The 15,608-nt window shown below is 30.8% G+C and carries 15 protein-coding genes; 12 read left to right on the top strand and 3 right to left on the bottom strand.

Annotation, left to right across the window (positions count from 1 at the left end; all coding sequences use genetic code 11):
• The first annotated feature begins 32 nt into the window (after nucleotides 1-32).
• Together ACFWU4_RS15200 and ACFWU4_RS15195 are read left to right on the top strand one after the other, a co-directional pair.
• Nucleotides 33-554 (top strand): methyltransferase, encoded by a 522-nt coding sequence (locus ACFWU4_RS15200; protein ID WP_411129413.1) that lies wholly within the window; start codon nucleotides 33-35, stop codon nucleotides 552-554.
• 23 nt (nucleotides 555-577) lie between these two features.
• Nucleotides 578-1,426 (top strand): glycosyltransferase family 2 protein, encoded by an 849-nt coding sequence (locus ACFWU4_RS15195; protein WP_411129411.1) that lies wholly within the window; start codon nucleotides 578-580, stop codon nucleotides 1,424-1,426.
• 10 nt (nucleotides 1,427-1,436) lie between these two features.
• On the opposite strand, the gene ACFWU4_RS15190 is transcribed toward ACFWU4_RS15195, so the two are convergent.
• A complete protein-coding gene (locus ACFWU4_RS15190) occupies nucleotides 1,437-2,210 on the bottom strand; it encodes a hypothetical protein (protein WP_411129409.1) in 774 nt (257 codons plus the stop codon).
• Nucleotides 2,210-2,773: an RNA polymerase sigma factor gene (locus ACFWU4_RS15185; RefSeq protein ID WP_411129408.1), complete on the bottom strand. Its 564-nt coding sequence runs from the start codon at nucleotides 2,771-2,773 to the stop codon at nucleotides 2,210-2,212. Before ACFWU4_RS15185 ends, ACFWU4_RS15190 begins: the two co-directional genes overlap by 1 nt.
• Nucleotides 2,774-2,867: 94 nt before the next feature.
• On the opposite strand from ACFWU4_RS15185, the gene ACFWU4_RS15180 reads away from it, so the two are divergent.
• The 9 genes from ACFWU4_RS15180 (at nucleotide 2,868) to ACFWU4_RS15140 (ending at nucleotide 12,995) form a co-directional block, all read left to right on the top strand.
• Nucleotides 2,868-3,536 carry a hypothetical protein gene (locus ACFWU4_RS15180; RefSeq protein WP_411129406.1) on the top strand — a complete coding sequence of 223 codons (669 nt, stop codon included), beginning with the start codon at nucleotides 2,868-2,870 and terminating at the stop codon, nucleotides 3,534-3,536.
• A gap of 62 nt (nucleotides 3,537-3,598) precedes the next feature.
• Nucleotides 3,599-6,343 (top strand): CHAT domain-containing protein, encoded by a 2,745-nt coding sequence (locus ACFWU4_RS15175; RefSeq protein WP_411129404.1) that lies wholly within the window; start codon nucleotides 3,599-3,601, stop codon nucleotides 6,341-6,343.
• A 62-nt stretch (nucleotides 6,344-6,405) separates the two neighbouring features.
• Nucleotides 6,406-8,028 carry a vitamin K epoxide reductase family protein gene (locus ACFWU4_RS15170; protein ID WP_411129402.1) on the top strand — a complete coding sequence of 541 codons (1,623 nt, stop codon included), beginning with the start codon at nucleotides 6,406-6,408 and terminating at the stop codon, nucleotides 8,026-8,028.
• Between the two features lie 118 nt (nucleotides 8,029-8,146).
• Nucleotides 8,147-8,329, top strand: coding sequence for a hypothetical protein (locus ACFWU4_RS15165; protein ID WP_411129400.1), 183 nt, complete (start codon nucleotides 8,147-8,149; stop codon nucleotides 8,327-8,329).
• An 80-nt stretch (nucleotides 8,330-8,409) separates the two neighbouring features.
• Complete coding sequence (locus ACFWU4_RS15160) at nucleotides 8,410-10,599, top strand: peptidase domain-containing ABC transporter (protein ID WP_411129398.1); 2,190 nt, start codon at nucleotides 8,410-8,412, stop codon at nucleotides 10,597-10,599.
• Nucleotides 10,599-11,891, top strand: coding sequence for an HlyD family secretion protein (locus ACFWU4_RS15155; RefSeq protein ID WP_411129396.1), 1,293 nt, complete (start codon nucleotides 10,599-10,601; stop codon nucleotides 11,889-11,891). The genes ACFWU4_RS15160 and ACFWU4_RS15155 overlap by 1 nt, the downstream gene beginning before the upstream one ends.
• Nucleotides 11,892-11,973: 82 nt before the next feature.
• Nucleotides 11,974-12,216 carry a hypothetical protein gene (locus tag ACFWU4_RS15150; RefSeq protein ID WP_411129395.1) on the top strand — a complete coding sequence of 81 codons (243 nt, stop codon included), beginning with the start codon at nucleotides 11,974-11,976 and terminating at the stop codon, nucleotides 12,214-12,216.
• 207 nt (nucleotides 12,217-12,423) lie between these two features.
• Complete coding sequence (locus ACFWU4_RS15145; protein ID WP_411129393.1) at nucleotides 12,424-12,606, top strand: hypothetical protein; 183 nt, start codon at nucleotides 12,424-12,426, stop codon at nucleotides 12,604-12,606.
• Nucleotides 12,607-12,773: 167 nt separating this feature from the next.
• On the top strand, nucleotides 12,774-12,995 hold the full coding sequence (locus tag ACFWU4_RS15140; RefSeq protein ID WP_411129391.1) for a hypothetical protein: 222 nt from the start codon (nucleotides 12,774-12,776) through the stop codon (nucleotides 12,993-12,995).
• A gap of 90 nt (nucleotides 12,996-13,085) precedes the next feature.
• On the opposite strand, the gene pafA is transcribed toward ACFWU4_RS15140, so the two are convergent.
• Complete coding sequence (pafA, locus tag ACFWU4_RS15135) at nucleotides 13,086-14,753, bottom strand: alkaline phosphatase PafA (RefSeq protein WP_411129389.1); 1,668 nt, start codon at nucleotides 14,751-14,753, stop codon at nucleotides 13,086-13,088.
• Between the two features lie 113 nt (nucleotides 14,754-14,866).
• On the opposite strand from pafA, the gene ACFWU4_RS15130 reads away from it, so the two are divergent.
• Nucleotides 14,867-15,604, top strand: coding sequence for an MlaE family ABC transporter permease (locus tag ACFWU4_RS15130; RefSeq protein WP_411129387.1), 738 nt, complete (start codon nucleotides 14,867-14,869; stop codon nucleotides 15,602-15,604).
• The last annotated feature ends 4 nt before the right edge of the window (nucleotides 15,605-15,608 follow it).

Raw genomic sequence — 15,608 nt, 5'->3', positions numbered from 1 at the left:
AACTTCACAATCGTCGAAAGGCGAAAGAGATTATGTACGAAAAAACATTTCCAAATAAACGATTTAAGCACACCTTAGAGTTTTTAAAAAAGCATATTTCTAAATCTGAAACGATTCTCGATTTAGGTGTACAAAATCCTTTTTCTGAAATTATGAATGCTGAGGGCTTTACGGTTAACAATACCACTGGAGAAGATTTAGATGAAGATAGATCTGCTATAGAAAACTCTAAATCTGATGTAATCACAGCATTCGAAATATTTGAACATTTATTATCTCCATATGAAGTTTTAAAGTCTATAAAAGCTAAGAAATTGGTGATTAGTATTCCTATGCGTCTATGGTTTGCTTCTGCGTATAGAAGCAAAACTGATAAGTGGGACAGACATTACCATGAGTTTGAGGATTGGCAACTTGATTGGCTATTAGAAAAAACCGGATGGGTAATTAAGGACCGTAACAAGTGGACAAACCCTGTTAAAAAATTTGGCATAAGACCTATTTTAAGAAGATTTACAAATAGATACTATATTGTTTATGCTGAAAGAGTTTAACTTTGTATAAATTCATTCAAACTTTGAACTTTTACATTATCATTCCTGCGCACAACGAAGCAAACTTTATAGGTAGAACTTTAGAGTCGTTAGTAAATCAAACAAATTTGCCTAAAAAAGTTATTGTCGTTAATGATAATTCTACTGATAACACAAAATCAATAGTTGAGAAATATATTAAAAATTATCCATGGATTTCATTAATAAACACTACATCGTCTAATAAACATTTGCCAGGCTCAAAAATAATAAATGCTTTTAATAAAGGTCTAAACACACTAGATGAAAACTATGATGTTATTTGTAAATTTGACGCAGACCTCATCTTTCCTTCCAACTATATAGAAAAAATTTCTAATCATTTTGAGACGAATACAAAATTAGGAATGGCATCAGGCTTTTGTTATATAGAAAAAGATGAAAAATGGATATTAGAAAACCTAACAAACAAGGACCATATTAGAGGAGCACTAAAAGCTTATAGAAAAGAATGTTTTAAGCAAATAGGAAAATTAAAAGCATCTATGGGTTGGGATACTGTCGATGAGTTATTAGCAAAATTTCACGGTTGGGAAATTCTAACTGACGAAACGCTTCATGTAAAACACCTTAAACCAACGGGAGAATCTTATAATAAAGCCTCTAAACATTTACAGGGAGAAGCAATGTATAAAATGCGCTATGGCTTTTGGATTACTTTAATATCTGCATTAAAGTTGGCCTATAAGAAAGGAAGCTTTAGATTGTTTAGAAATTATATGTCTGGCTATTTTAAGGCCAAATCTAACGCTTCGGAATTTTTAGTTTCAGAACTAGAAGGGAAATTCATCAGAGATTTACGTTGGAAAGGAGTCTTTAAAAAGTTTTTTTAACTACTTTTTCTTATTCCAAATCTTTCAACAAGTCCTCCGCTTGTTTATAATTATATAACTTATCACTAATTATTCTATTTAAAATCGCTTTAGACTCAACCAATTTATCTTGCTTTAGATACAATAAGGCTTTATACCAATACCCCTTAGGAGCATCTAATAAATTACTATTTATTAATGAATTAAAAGTTTCTTCAGACTCATTGTACAGAGCTAATTCCATTTCAGTAATACCTTTATAAATTGCTAAGTTACCTTCATCATCCGTTTGTGCTTGAACAGATTTAAAGACTGCAAGAGCCTCATTATATAATTTATTCTCAAATAAATTTTGAGCTTTCACTAATTTATCTGATTTATCACTTCTAGAAACAAATGAGGGCAAATCATTTAATTCTATGTACTCTTCATAAAGATTACCACTAGAGTTTGAAAAGAATTGTAAGCCCAAAAAGACAACTATAGAAGCTGCAGCGAGGTAATAAAATAGTTTTCTAGTAGGTTTAGACGATGACGAATTAAATTCAGAATTGGTTTGAGCTAGCGTTTTTTTTAAATTTTGTAAATCTTTATCTTTTAAAAGCTCGATATAATTATCAACATCAGTAGTATTATGCTCAATAAAACTCCAACTATTCTCATTTAATGTATGAAAGAGTTGTTCCTCTAACCTAAATTTTTCATTAAATTCATTATCAGCTTTTAGGCGTCCTAAAAATGATTTTTCATCACTTTTAGATAGTTGTCCTTTTAAATAGTTATCTATTAAAATGTCGTCCTCCATTACAATGTTGTCAGGTTTTTAAATCGCTTATCTTTTTTAACATACGCTTTTAGGCTGTTTTTACATTTAAAAACGCGCTGCCTGACCACAGTCTCTGATTTATAATTAAATTTATCCATTATATCTGCATAAGATAATTTTGCAAAATATAATTTTAAAATTTGTTTACAATTCTCGGAAATTAACTCTAAACTTTCTGTGAATAATTCCCACCGTTTTTGTTCTAAAACTGCCAACGCAATATCTTGGTTGTCATCCTTTAGTTCAAAAACCTCATTATTTGTTACCCTATATTTCGATTTATTTAATTCTCTTCGCCATAAATTTTTACAAACTGTAAATAAATAAGCTTCAAAGCTGTTTTTAATAACAAACTTTTCATTCTTATACCTAACGGCCATTTGCAACAAGGCTTTTTGAAAAACGTCTTCAGCATCTTCTTGTTGCCCACTATTTTTCATAACAAAAGACTTTGCCTTGAAAAAATTATTTTGATAGATCACCTTAATAATTCTTTCGTCATTATTCACCAAGGCATCTAAATAAAAGGAATTATCAGTCAATCGCTTATTTTTTATGAATAACAAAAATAAACTTTTATATTTATTGGGTAACAAAATTAAATTTTTTGAACATAAAGCTAAAACAACATATATTATGAAAACAAAACATCTAAAAATTTTAAGCTTTTTAGCAATAATATTTGCTTTTAGCTGCTCTACTGATCAACTTCAGGAAGACATACTACAAGAAACCGAAGTTGTCGATAAAAATGTAGAAACTGGAGAATTATCAAAAGGCGATAATGAACCAAATAGTGCGACTTCGAACCAGGCAAAATCATCAAACGGATTGCCCACTTCTACTATGAACTCGACTACTCCGTTGCCAGGAGGCGGTAATGCGACATACAATTTATATTTAAACATGGATCTTATTGAAAACGATTACAATAGTGACCCTAATAATCCAAGTTATACTGGACCATTTAACGTACACTATTATAATCTAATGTCTAATCATTTTAGTATTTATCATGTGATTCAAAGCACTAATGATAATTGCGGAAATGTAGAACGTTGGATTGTAGATTTAGTAGAATTTAATCAATATTTGGTTTCTATTGGATTACCAGAAGTAGATCCAGATGATAATGATTGGTATGATTGGCTTAATGATGGAAATTCTAATGGAGGCGATACTACTAACGACACAACACACAATGTTAATGGAACCGCGCAGAGAAAGAAAGGTATTCCGCCACCTCCACCACCGCCAAACACACCTAGTTGGTTAATTAACTACAGTTATTGTTTTACAATGTAAAACATAACTTAAAATTCTCAAAAGGATAGCCTTAATAGGCTATCCTTTTTTATATTTATAATATGAAAGATCTTTTTATTAGATTACTATTTGCATTGTTTGTTTTATGTTGTTTAAATTGCTTTTCGCAAAACACATCACCAGAGTTCAATCAAATTAGCAAGGATTCTGTGCTAACTGCTAATGAAAAAGATATTGAATTTCAAAAATTACTTAAAAAGCATAAACGTGAGAATCAATTAGATTTCTTAATAGAAGACTCTTTTGAGATTACTCGATGGCAATGGCAACAAGGTTGGGATTGGGCAAATAAAGCAATAGAACTGTGCAAAAAGAATTTAGCACTTATGGATTCTATAAACTATGATAATAAGAGTCTTTTTAAACGGAATATATACGGTTTAGGTTATTATCAGTTTTCAAACAATAATTTAAATGATGCCTTAGCAACATTCAAAAAATTATTGACATATAAAAAACAAGATTTATATGTATTAAGAGGTGCATATGATATTGCTGAAATATATTTTATTACAGATCAATATCATTTATCAAAAGACTACTACATGCTAAGTCAGACAATAGCAGAAGACCAAGATGATTATGATTACATAATAAAAAGTGCGCTTGGTATAGCTCAAGCATGTAAATTAATTAATTCCCCTAAAAGCCTTCGAGAAGGTGTAAATACACTTATCAAAGTCATCACTAAAGCCGATTCTATTAAGTCAAATATAACTATTGATAATCGCTATTTTCATTCCCTGTATAATCAGTTAGGTAATTTGTATATAGACCGTTTAGATTATGATTTTAAAAATGGAAAACAAAATCTAGAAAAAGCATTAAAGATTGCCTTAGAGTTGAAAGATTCTGAGCTATTGAATAGGACTTATAATGATTTGGGTGTATTATATCGTAAAGAAGAAAAAATGGAAGCTCAATTCTATTTTGAAAAAGCCTTAGCCTATGTTTCAAATCCATTTGTAGAATCTCAAGTACATAGAAATTTAAGTAAACACCATATACATTTTGGTAATTATACTAAATCGTTTTTTCACATTCAAAAATCAATATCTTTATTAGTGAATTTAGATACTACTGATGTAAAAAACCTACCTTCAAAATTAGACCTAAGTAATTCTGATACAAAATTTCAATTAATATCAGCTCTTGTAGATAAAGCTAATATTTGGATAAAACTAATTGAAGAAAACCCAAATAAAGAAGAATATCAAATTAATGTTTTTAACACCTTAGAGCTGGCAGATTTTTTAGCTGATGAAACTCGTATAGAAAACACAGATAAAAGATCAAAGTTGTTCTGGCGAAAAACGGCCTCTGGCATCTATCTAAAAGCAACTGAAGTTTGCTATCTTTTAAATGATGCGGAAAAAGCCTTCTACTTTATAGAAAAGAATAAAGCATTACTCCTTCTCGAAGACGTAACATTAAAAATTACCAAAAATAATTCCAATATTCCAAAGACTATACTTGAACGTGAACAAGAATTAAAAAATAACATTAATGATCTAGAAAAACGCTCTATTGATACTAGTGCAAATACTACTCAAAGTCAACTTCTTCTAGCAAAAGACGATTATAAATTATATATAAATTCGTTAGATGCAGATTACAAGTTTTATTTTAAAACACTTCAACCTGCTGAGGTTATAAATTTTGATACATTTAAAAACGAATTCTTAAAAGACAACAATGCCTACATAGAATACATAATACATCAAGATAAAGATGAAGAAGGGTATGGCCTTATTATTACATCCTCCAATACCACTCTTTTTGAAATAAAAGACACTGAAGAACTTAAAAACTTAGTAATCGAATATCGTAATCTTATTGACTCACCCTTTAATGACAAGGCGTCTATAGAGCATTTTAAAGGGGTTTCTTACAAAATATATAAATCACTATTTCCAGATCAAATTGAACCTTTATTAAAAGATAAGATATTAACAATAGTGCCAGATTATTATTTACAAAATATCCCATTTGAGTCACTTACTACTTCAAATAAAAATTTAAATTACCTAATCTATAGCAATCAAATAAACTATTCGTATTCATTATCATTTTTAAGTGAAAACAAAAAGGTAATAAGAAAGAACACTAATAACATAATAGCTTTTGCACCTATTAAGTTTCCTTCTAAACTAACATCATTGCCACATACAAAAGATGAATTAGAATTTATTAATAGTAATTTTAAAGCTAAGACTCTTTTAAATGAGTATGCTACTGAAGATATTTTTTTTAAAGAAAGTAATAATCATAAGATTATACATATTGCTTCTCATGCGAATGCAAATGATAGTATAAGTCCTTGGATTTCATTTTATGATAAAAAAGTAAATTTAGAGGATATTTATAGTTTAAAAAACTCAGCTGAGTTAGTTGTTTTAAGTGCTTGTAACACGTCTCTTGGAGAACTACATCATGGTGAAGGTGTAATGAGTTTATCAAGAAGCTTTTTTAACTCTGGTTCTCATAGTGTTATGCCTACACTCTGGGAAGTAAATGACAAAGCTACTTTAGACATCGTAAAATCATTCTATACAAACCTAAAGCAAGGTCAGAACAAATCATTGGCACTACATAACGCTAAATTAAGTTATATAGAAGCAAATTCATTAAGTCAATCCTCTCCATACTACTGGGCGTCATTTGTATTAATTGGTGATACAAGGGCACTAAAGCTAGAAAGTAATTTCTCGATATATTATTATTATTTTATTTTTGGTTTTATAGTTTTAGTAGTAGTTATTTTATTCCTTCGAAGAAAAAAATAAAATATTTAGGGTAACAAATACCAATGGAGTTGAACAGAAGAGAAATAAAAACCCTCTTTACTGTGAAAGACGCACTTAGTTACCAAGTACAACAATTACTAAAGTACAATAGCATAAACGTTGATTCTAATGAGTTAACTTTTCAGATTAAAAGCCATCCAACCTATCCAAGTTTACATTCAATTACAGGAGTACTAGACCATTTCAATATTGAGAATTTGGCATTAGATGTTCCGATAACTTTAGATACATTAAAACAACTCCCAGATACATTTTTAGCTCAGGTCAATATTGATTCACAAAAGCAATTTGTTATAGTTAAAAAAGAAAGAAATCAGTATAAATTAATCTTTGACCCAAATGATAAAAAGACAGTTTCAATATCTACTTTTTTAGATTCATTTACTGGCATTATTTTAGCAGTCGATAAGGATGAGTCGCAACTCGAAAACAATATAAATGTCAAAACTTCTTATTTATCAAAAGGACTAAAATTTGCTTCAGCTGTATTATTAGTCTCAACACTTATAAGTCTTAGTTTAGATATAGAAACCTATGGTTTTCTAATTTTATCTGCGTTAGGAGTCTACGTTGCCGCTACAATTTTGAAACAAGAACAAGGAGAATCTACTTTATTAGGTAATGCATTCTGTTCTCATCCAACAGAAAAAAAGAATTGTAACGCCGTCTTAACATCCAAAGGAGCAACATTATATGGTAATATAAAACTTAGTGACTGTAGTTTAATCTATTTTATTGGTATTGCTTTAACAACGCTCATTTTCGCAACAGCCAATAGTTCAATTTTTATACCTAAACTGATTAGCCTAATTGCGTTACCTATAACATTATATTCTATTTACTACCAGTCTGTCGTTATAAAGAAATGGTGCTTTCTATGTTTATGCATTGTAGGCATTATGTGGATGCAAGCTGGATTGTCTATAGCTTATTTTTCACCGAACTATACAATAACATCAATCTTTATTACTGCACTTACGTTTACTAGCGTAAGTGCTTTTTGGTTAATAGCGTCGAAATACTACAAAGATAATAAAGGACTTCAGGAGATTAAGCTTAAACATTTTAAATTCAAAAGAAATTTCGAGCTTTTTAGCGACCAATTAAATAAGTCTAAAATCATTAAAACAGAAATTGATGATGTGCAAGAAATTATTTTTGGTAATACAAATAGCAATTTTCATATTGTTTTAATTTCAAACCCAATGTGTGGTCACTGTAAAGCAGCACATGGTTTAGCTTATCAAATTTTAAAACAATATGCTAACGATATCAAATTAACCATTCGATTTAGTATTAGTCCAAAAGATGAAGAAGACTCCGCTTTTAAAATAACGACAAAACTGCTTGAGCTTCATAATAATGAAGGCCAGGATAAATGCTTGGAAGCTATGAATGAGATTTATACCAATTACACCCCTGAAAATTGGTTAAAAAAGTGGAGCCCTTGCTCTAATCCAAAAGCTTACATACCCGCTCTAAAAGCCACCTCTAATTGGTGTGCCGAAAACGCCATAAACTTTACTCCAGAAATCCTTATTAACGGTCAGTCCTACCCAAAAACCTATGACCGAAGTGATCTCATCTACTTTATTGACGATTTAATGGAGCAATTTGACACAAACAATTACAGTATTCCTTTTGTAAAAGCTCAAAATAGATAATGACAAAGCCCTAATTAAAGGGCTTTGCATTGAACAATATTCTCTCGCGAAGAATAGACACAATCTGTGAGTGTCTCTAAATGTTCACGGCAAATTTAATTTTTATAAATAATTTATTATGAAAAATTTAAAAAACTTAGGAACAATCCTAAAAAAAGAAGAATTGAAAAACATTAATGGATCATTTGGTGGTAAAGTGTGCATGGCACCTTATTGCTTAAACGAGTATGGAAGATGTGAATACCAAGGAGCAGGTGGTTATTGTGATAATGATGACTTCAGCTTTGTTTGGAATTGGTAAAACAAATTGAATTTTTACCACTCTAATTATTGAGCCTCATTTTAAAGAGGCTCAATTCTCAAACATAAATTATTTTATACTTGAAAAGAAAGTTCCCAACATATAAACAAACAGAAGCCAAAGATTGTGGCCCAACATGTATTAAGATTATTGCTAAACACTATGGCAAAATCATTAATACACAAGCGCTAAGACAACTTAGTGAAACCACAAGAGAAGGTAGTAGTTTAATGGGTATAAGTGATGCTGCAGAATCAATTGGGTTTCGTTCTTTGGGTATAAAATTAGCATTCAAAAAACTAAGAGAAGCTCCATTACCATGCATTATTCATTGGAATAATAACCACTATGTTGTTCTTTATAAAATTAAAAAGAACTTAGTTTATATCTCAGACCCAGCTCATGGTCTAATAACATATAGTACAAAGGATTTTATAAAACATTGGATTGGAGAAAATGCCAATGAAGAAACCAAAGAAGGTATTGCATTAATGATTGAGCCTACTCCAAAATTATATCAATCTGAATTTGATGAGGGAGAAAAGTTTGGATTCCATTTTATATTTAAATACTTATTTAAGTACAAAAAATTCATCATTCAATTAGTCATAGGATTAATTGCTGGTAGTTTACTACAATTAGTACTACCGTTTTTAACACAGAGCGTTGTAGATATTGGTATACAAAACCAAGACCTCAACTTTATTTACCTCATTCTTTTTGCACAGTTAGCCTTATTCTTAGGAAAAGCAACATTAGAAATCATAAGAAGTTGGATCTTACTCCATCTTAGTACCCGTATTAATATCTCATTAATTTCAGACTTCTTTATCAAATTAATGAAATTACCTATCTCTTATTTTGATGTAAGAATGACAGGTGATTTATTACAACGCATAAATGATCATAAACGAATAGAACGTATATTAACAACATCTTCTTTAACTATTCTATTTTCATTTTTTAACCTCATCATCTTCAGTTTTGTACTCGCCTTTTATAGTCTACAAATATTTGGTGTTTTTGTTATTGGGAGTATTCTATATATCGTATGGGTCTTATTTTTCTTCAAAAAACGAAAGGAATTAGACTATAAACGATTCTCACAAGTAAGTGAAGAACAAAGTAAAGTGATAGAGCTCATTAATGGGATGCAAGAAATTAAACTGCATAATGCAGAACGACGTATGCGCTGGAACTGGGAATATGTACAGGCCAAATTATTTAAAATTGCATCAAAAAATTTAGCGCTAGAACAAACACAAAGTGTTGGCTCTAACCTTATAAATGAATTAAAGAACATGTTTATTACATTCCTATCTGCAACCTTAGTTGTAGAGGGTGAAATTACTTTAGGAATGATGATGGCTATTAGTTATATGGTAGGGCAGCTTAATGGTCCTATAATGCAACTTATTAATTTTATGCGCGAAGTTCAAGATGCTAAAATATCTATTGAACGTCTTGGTGAGATTCATAACATGGAAGATGAAGAAAAACCAGATGATCAAAAAATAAAAACTATACCAGACCAAGCAGATCTAAAACTTAACAATGTTTCTTTTAGGTATACAGGTGGAATAGAACCCGTTATCAAAAATTTATCATTAAATATTCCAGCCAATAAAACGACAGCCATTGTAGGGACAAGCGGAAGTGGAAAAACTACATTAATGAAACTACTGCTCCGTTTCTATGAAATAGATAATGGAGATATTCATGTTGGCAACTTTAACCTAAATAATGTATCTCAAAGAACTTGGAGAGCCAATTGCGGTGTAGTGATGCAAGAAGGCTACATATTTAATGATACTATCGCAAATAACATTGCTGTTGGAGAAGATATTATAGATATTGATCGTTTAAAACACGCTATTGACGTAGCCAATATTTCAGATTATATAGATAATCTCCCATTAAGTTATAATACTAAAATTGGAAGTGAAGGTAATGGATTAAGTACTGGGCAGAAACAACGCTTATTTATCGCTAGGTCAGTATACAAAAATCCAAAATTCTTATTTTTTGATGAAGCCACTTCCGCTTTAGATGCCAATAACGAAAAAGTAATTATGGAAAAGCTCAATACCTTCTTTAAAGATAAAACGGCCATTGTAATTGCACATCGTCTGAGTACGGTTAAGAACGCTCATCAAATAGTGGTTTTAGATGAAGGAAAAATAGTAGAAATAGGAAACCATGAACAACTTATAAAAGATAAAAAGAACTACTACAACTTAGTAAAGAATCAACTAGAACTTGGGAAATAATGGATAATCATAAAGATCACATAGAACTTAGAAGTGAGCAAGTACAAGAACTTCTTGAGGCAGTCCCTAATTGGATGATTAGATACGGGAATATACTTATCCTAATTCTCATCCTAATGTTTTTTATGCTATCGTGGTTTATAAAATATCCAGATATAATAGCTGCGGAAGCTCAAATAACGACTAAGCTTCCACCTCAAAAAAAGTATGCTCGAATTTCAGGCAAATTAGACTCGATATTAATCTCAGATAACACATTAATAAAAGAAAATGAAATATTAGCTCTCATTGAAAACACAGCGAATTTCGAACATATTTTACTACTCAAATCTGTAATTGATACAATAAAACTCAACAATCGAAATTTTAAATTCCCAATTGATGAGCTCCCTATCTTATTTCTTGGTGATATTGAATCTGAATATGCTCTATTCGAAAATAGTTACATTGAATATCAATTAAATAAGGACTATCAACCATTTAGTAATGAACAACGTGGAAATCAATATTCTAAAACGCAATTATATGCGAGATTAAAAACACTTAGGGCGCAAAAACAAATTAATACCGCTGAATTAGCATTTCAAAAAAGGGATTTAGAAAGGCAACAAGAACTGTATAAAAAAGGGGTTATTGCGAAACAAACCTTAGAATCAAAAGAATTAAATTATCTCCAAGCTGAAAGAAATTATGCGAATATGGATGCTTCTATTTCTCAAATAAAAGAATCCATTAATAATACCAAAACTAATGCCGTGAGCACCTCAATAAAAAAAACGAGAGAAGATATAAGCTTACTTAAAAATGTAATTCAATCTTTTAACCAACTTAAAAGAGCACTAATAGAATGGGAGAAGATATATACTATTACTTCAGATATTAATGGTAACGTGGCATTTTCAAAATTATGGGTAAAAAATCAAAATGTAACTCAAGGAGATCTTTTATTTACAATCATACCTGAGTATAACTCATCTTATATTGCTAAACTTAAAACGCCTGCGCAGAACTCTGGAAAGATAAAGACTGGTCAAACCGTAAATATTAAACTAGAAAATTATCCAGATAATGAATTTGGGAGTATTAAAGGAGAAATTGAATCAATTTCACTTCTGACGGATGAAGATGGTTTTTATCTTATTACTGTTGCACTGCCTCCAAAACTTATCACATCTTATAACAAAGAGATCCTTTTTAGATATGAAATGCGTGGATCTGCAGAAATAATCACTGAAGACTTACGGTTAATTGAACGCTTTTTTTACCAATTAAAAAGTGTATTTACTAACTAAAACATTCTCTCGTTAGGAACAGACATAACCCTTGGGGATCTTTAAATGACTAAGGTTAATTTAATTTTTAAATATTTTTATTATGAAAAATTTATTAAATCTAGGAAAAACTTTAAACAAAGCTGAACAAAAATCTGTGTTCGGTGGTTTTGGTAGCTGTGCTTATTACAATGGAGTGACAGGTGAAGTGAGTTATCTTTTAACAAGTTCTCAAGCACAAGGAATGTTAAATGATGCCAGTGATCATTGGTGTTGCAACTCTTGTGATTCGGCATCTTGGTTCGTTTTTAAAAAATACGAAGAAGCCATGGACGAACCACGTTAATTAAGCTAGTATCTTAAAATTTAAAGACTTCTCTATTTTAGAGAAGTCTTTAACTAGTCCATCACTAACCCCAAAATTGAATCTGTTAGTTGATTAAGAATATAACAATATACTTGCCAATTAAAAATACTCTCTCGCGAGGAATAGACAGATCCCTTGGGTGTCTTTAAATGATCAAGGTTAATTTAATTTTTAAATATTTTAATTATGAAAAATTTATTGAGTTTAGGAACAGTTTTAAACAAAGCTGAACAAAAAAAAGTATTTGGTGGGTTTAATGGATTACAAGGTCCAGGTGAACCATGTCATACAAATGAAGATTGCTGGAATACAACTGGAGATACCACTTCACTTTGTAACGCCAGAACTGGACGTTGTTATACTGTTTAATATTCATTTTCAGAAATAAAGAGGCTGTCTGTAAAGACATACAGCCTCTTTTATTCATATTAAAATTAATGTATTTAACAACTAAAATATTCTATCGCGAGGAATAGACACAATCCTTGGGTGTCTTTAAATGACCAAGGCTAATTTAATTTTTAAATATTTTAATTATGAAAAATTTATTGAATCTAGGAAAGGCTTTAAACAAAGCTGAACAAAAATCTGTCTTCGGTGGTTTCACACCATTAACACATCACTGTGGTGATCAAGTTGGTGACGAATGTTGTCATTACGAATTAGTACATGTAACTCCATGTCCTACAGTTGTTCAAACGAGCCCATTATATGAAGGTGGTTGTTGGGCAAAGAAAAAGGTTTGTGTACCAGCTTAGAACGATGTTTTTTTTAACTAACAAGAGGTAGTAATCTACCTCTTGTTTTAAACTATATTAAAAGAATTTTCAACTACACATTTCCTTACACTAATCAATTACAAATCCCAAAATATTACCTGTTGATCCATTCGGAAAACTAATACCCAATAATGCTGAAATTGTTGGTGCAATATCTGGTATTACTGTTTTGTTATACGTTTCACCATGTTGTATTCCTTTTCCAAAAAATAATAGTGGTACATGTGTATCATAGTTTAGACCACTTCCATGCGTAGAACCTGTTCTGCTGTAAGAAATATGCGCAATATCATCCACAACAATTACATCACCTGAGCGTTTTTGATTAAAACCATTTTGTAACAACATTTCTATACCAGAAGTAAATTGAGTACTATTCATAGTAGTTGCCGTATATACTTTAGCAATATTTTTATAACTAATCTGCTCATCTACCAAAGCTTGTTCTACCTCATGGAGGTTTAGCCCTAACTCTTGAAGCTTTAGTTTATTTAGAAACACCTGGTTATTACTTACCTTTTCAACAATATCAGTTGTCCCATAAGTATCTTTTAAAAACTTCTGAAATTTCTCTTTTCTAGAATCACGGTTCAAATAACCAGCCGGAATTTTAACTGATTGTAAATAAGCAGGCACATTCACTGCCCCATGATCTGCTGTTAAAAAAACAGTGTATTCACCTTCGCCAATATTGCTGTCGAGGTATTTAAAAAACCGTTCTAAATCCTTATCTAGCCTTATATAAGTATCCTCCACTTCTTTAGAATTAACACCAAAATTATGACCTACATAATCCGTACTACTGTAACTAACGGTTAGCACATCTGTAATAGCGTCTTTACCAAGATCTTCACCTTTAATTGCGGCAATAGCAAAATCAGTGGTTAAACTATTACCGAAAGGTGTTGCTTTTAAAATATCAAAACCTTTATTCTTATCTTTTAATTTGTCGAGCTCATAAGGAAAAGTTGCTTTGTCTTTTCCACTAAATCCTCCTTCAAATTTATTTTCATCTGCGCCACTCTCGGTATATGTTGAAATATCATAAAGCGTATTCCAAGTTTTAAAATAGGATTGTGCAGCATCAGAACTATTAAAATCTTTTACCCAAGAAGGTAATGATGTCATATAAAACGTGCTCGTAATCCAATTCCCTTCATCTTTGCCATTAAACCAATAAGCTGCATTTGCTGTATGACCTGCTGGTAAAATAGCACCTCTGTCCTTTATGGCAATACCAATCGTTTTGCCACGCATTTGCGTAAATAATCTGTTCTCATCACTAAAGGTACTAGTTAACATTCTGTGTGGCGACATTTTACCAGCCTCACTTGTACTACCAACAGATGCCACACTATCGTCACCTGCGCAATAGACAGTTGCTTTAATTTCTTTATCGTACCAGTTATTACTAATTACACCATGATATTTAGGCGTTGTACCTGTAAAAACAGAGGCATGCCCTGGACCTGTATATGTAGGTACATAATTAAAATGGTTATTCTTACAATTAAATCCTTCTCTTATCATTCGTTTAAAACCACCTTCACCAAACTTAGACGCAAAACGCGTTAAATAGTCATAACGCATTTGATCAACAACAATACCTATAATTAATTTTGGTTTAGAATTCTCAACTAATTCTGTTGTATTCTTACTTGATGTTAACATCACCTCCTGAGAATAACAAGAAAAAGACAGTAGTGTAGAGATTATAATAATATATATATATTTCATAATTTAAATGTCATTAAATTCTGTTTCAAAAATACGGCTTTTACAATATCTTAGTTTAAATTAACATTAATAAACTAATCATTTTTTATACTTTAGCAGTAACAAATTCTTAGATGAAGTACCTTCATAATATTGGCACTTACTTTATAATGATTAAAGACATTTTCCGCAAGCCCACAAAATGGTCTGTGATGAAAACTTTAATCCTTAAAGATGTTGATGATCTTATCATTGGCTCATTAGGTATTGTTGCCTTTATTGGCTTTTTTGTTGGAGGCGTTGTTGCTATACAAACCTCCCTTAATATCAGTAATCCTCTTATTCCTAAATACTTGGTTGGTTTTGCTACGCGCCAATCGATAATTCTAGAATTTGCACCAACATTCATATCTATTATAATGGCTGGTAAAGTTGGCTCTTTTATTACATCTAGTATTGGTACTATGAGAGTTACTGAACAAATTGATGCTTTAGAAGTTATGGGTATTAATGCCATTAACTATCTAGTGTTTCCTAAGTTTATTTCTTTAATGCTTTATCCTTTTATAATATCTATAGCTATGTTTTTGGGTATTCTTGGTGGTTTAGTTGCTTGTGTCTACGGAGGTTATGGCAGCTTAGAAGATTATATTGAAGGAGTACAAACGGATTTTATTGTTTTCCATATGGTTTATGCTTTTATAAAGACGATAGTTTTTGCTTTTGTACTTGCTACGATTCCATCTTTCTATGGTTATTTTATGAAAGGTGGTGCATTAGAAGTGGGTAAAGCCAGTACCACATCGTTTGTTTGGACCAGTGTGGTCATTATATTATTAAACTTTCTACTAACCAGTTTATTATTAGGCTAATGAT

Origin of the sequence: Winogradskyella sp. PE311 (assembly GCF_046545555.1) — a bacterium.
GTDB lineage: Bacteria > Bacteroidota > Bacteroidia > Flavobacteriales > Flavobacteriaceae > Winogradskyella.
Note: the sequence above shows the minus strand (reverse complement) of the source record. Positions and strands in the feature narration are given on the sequence as shown.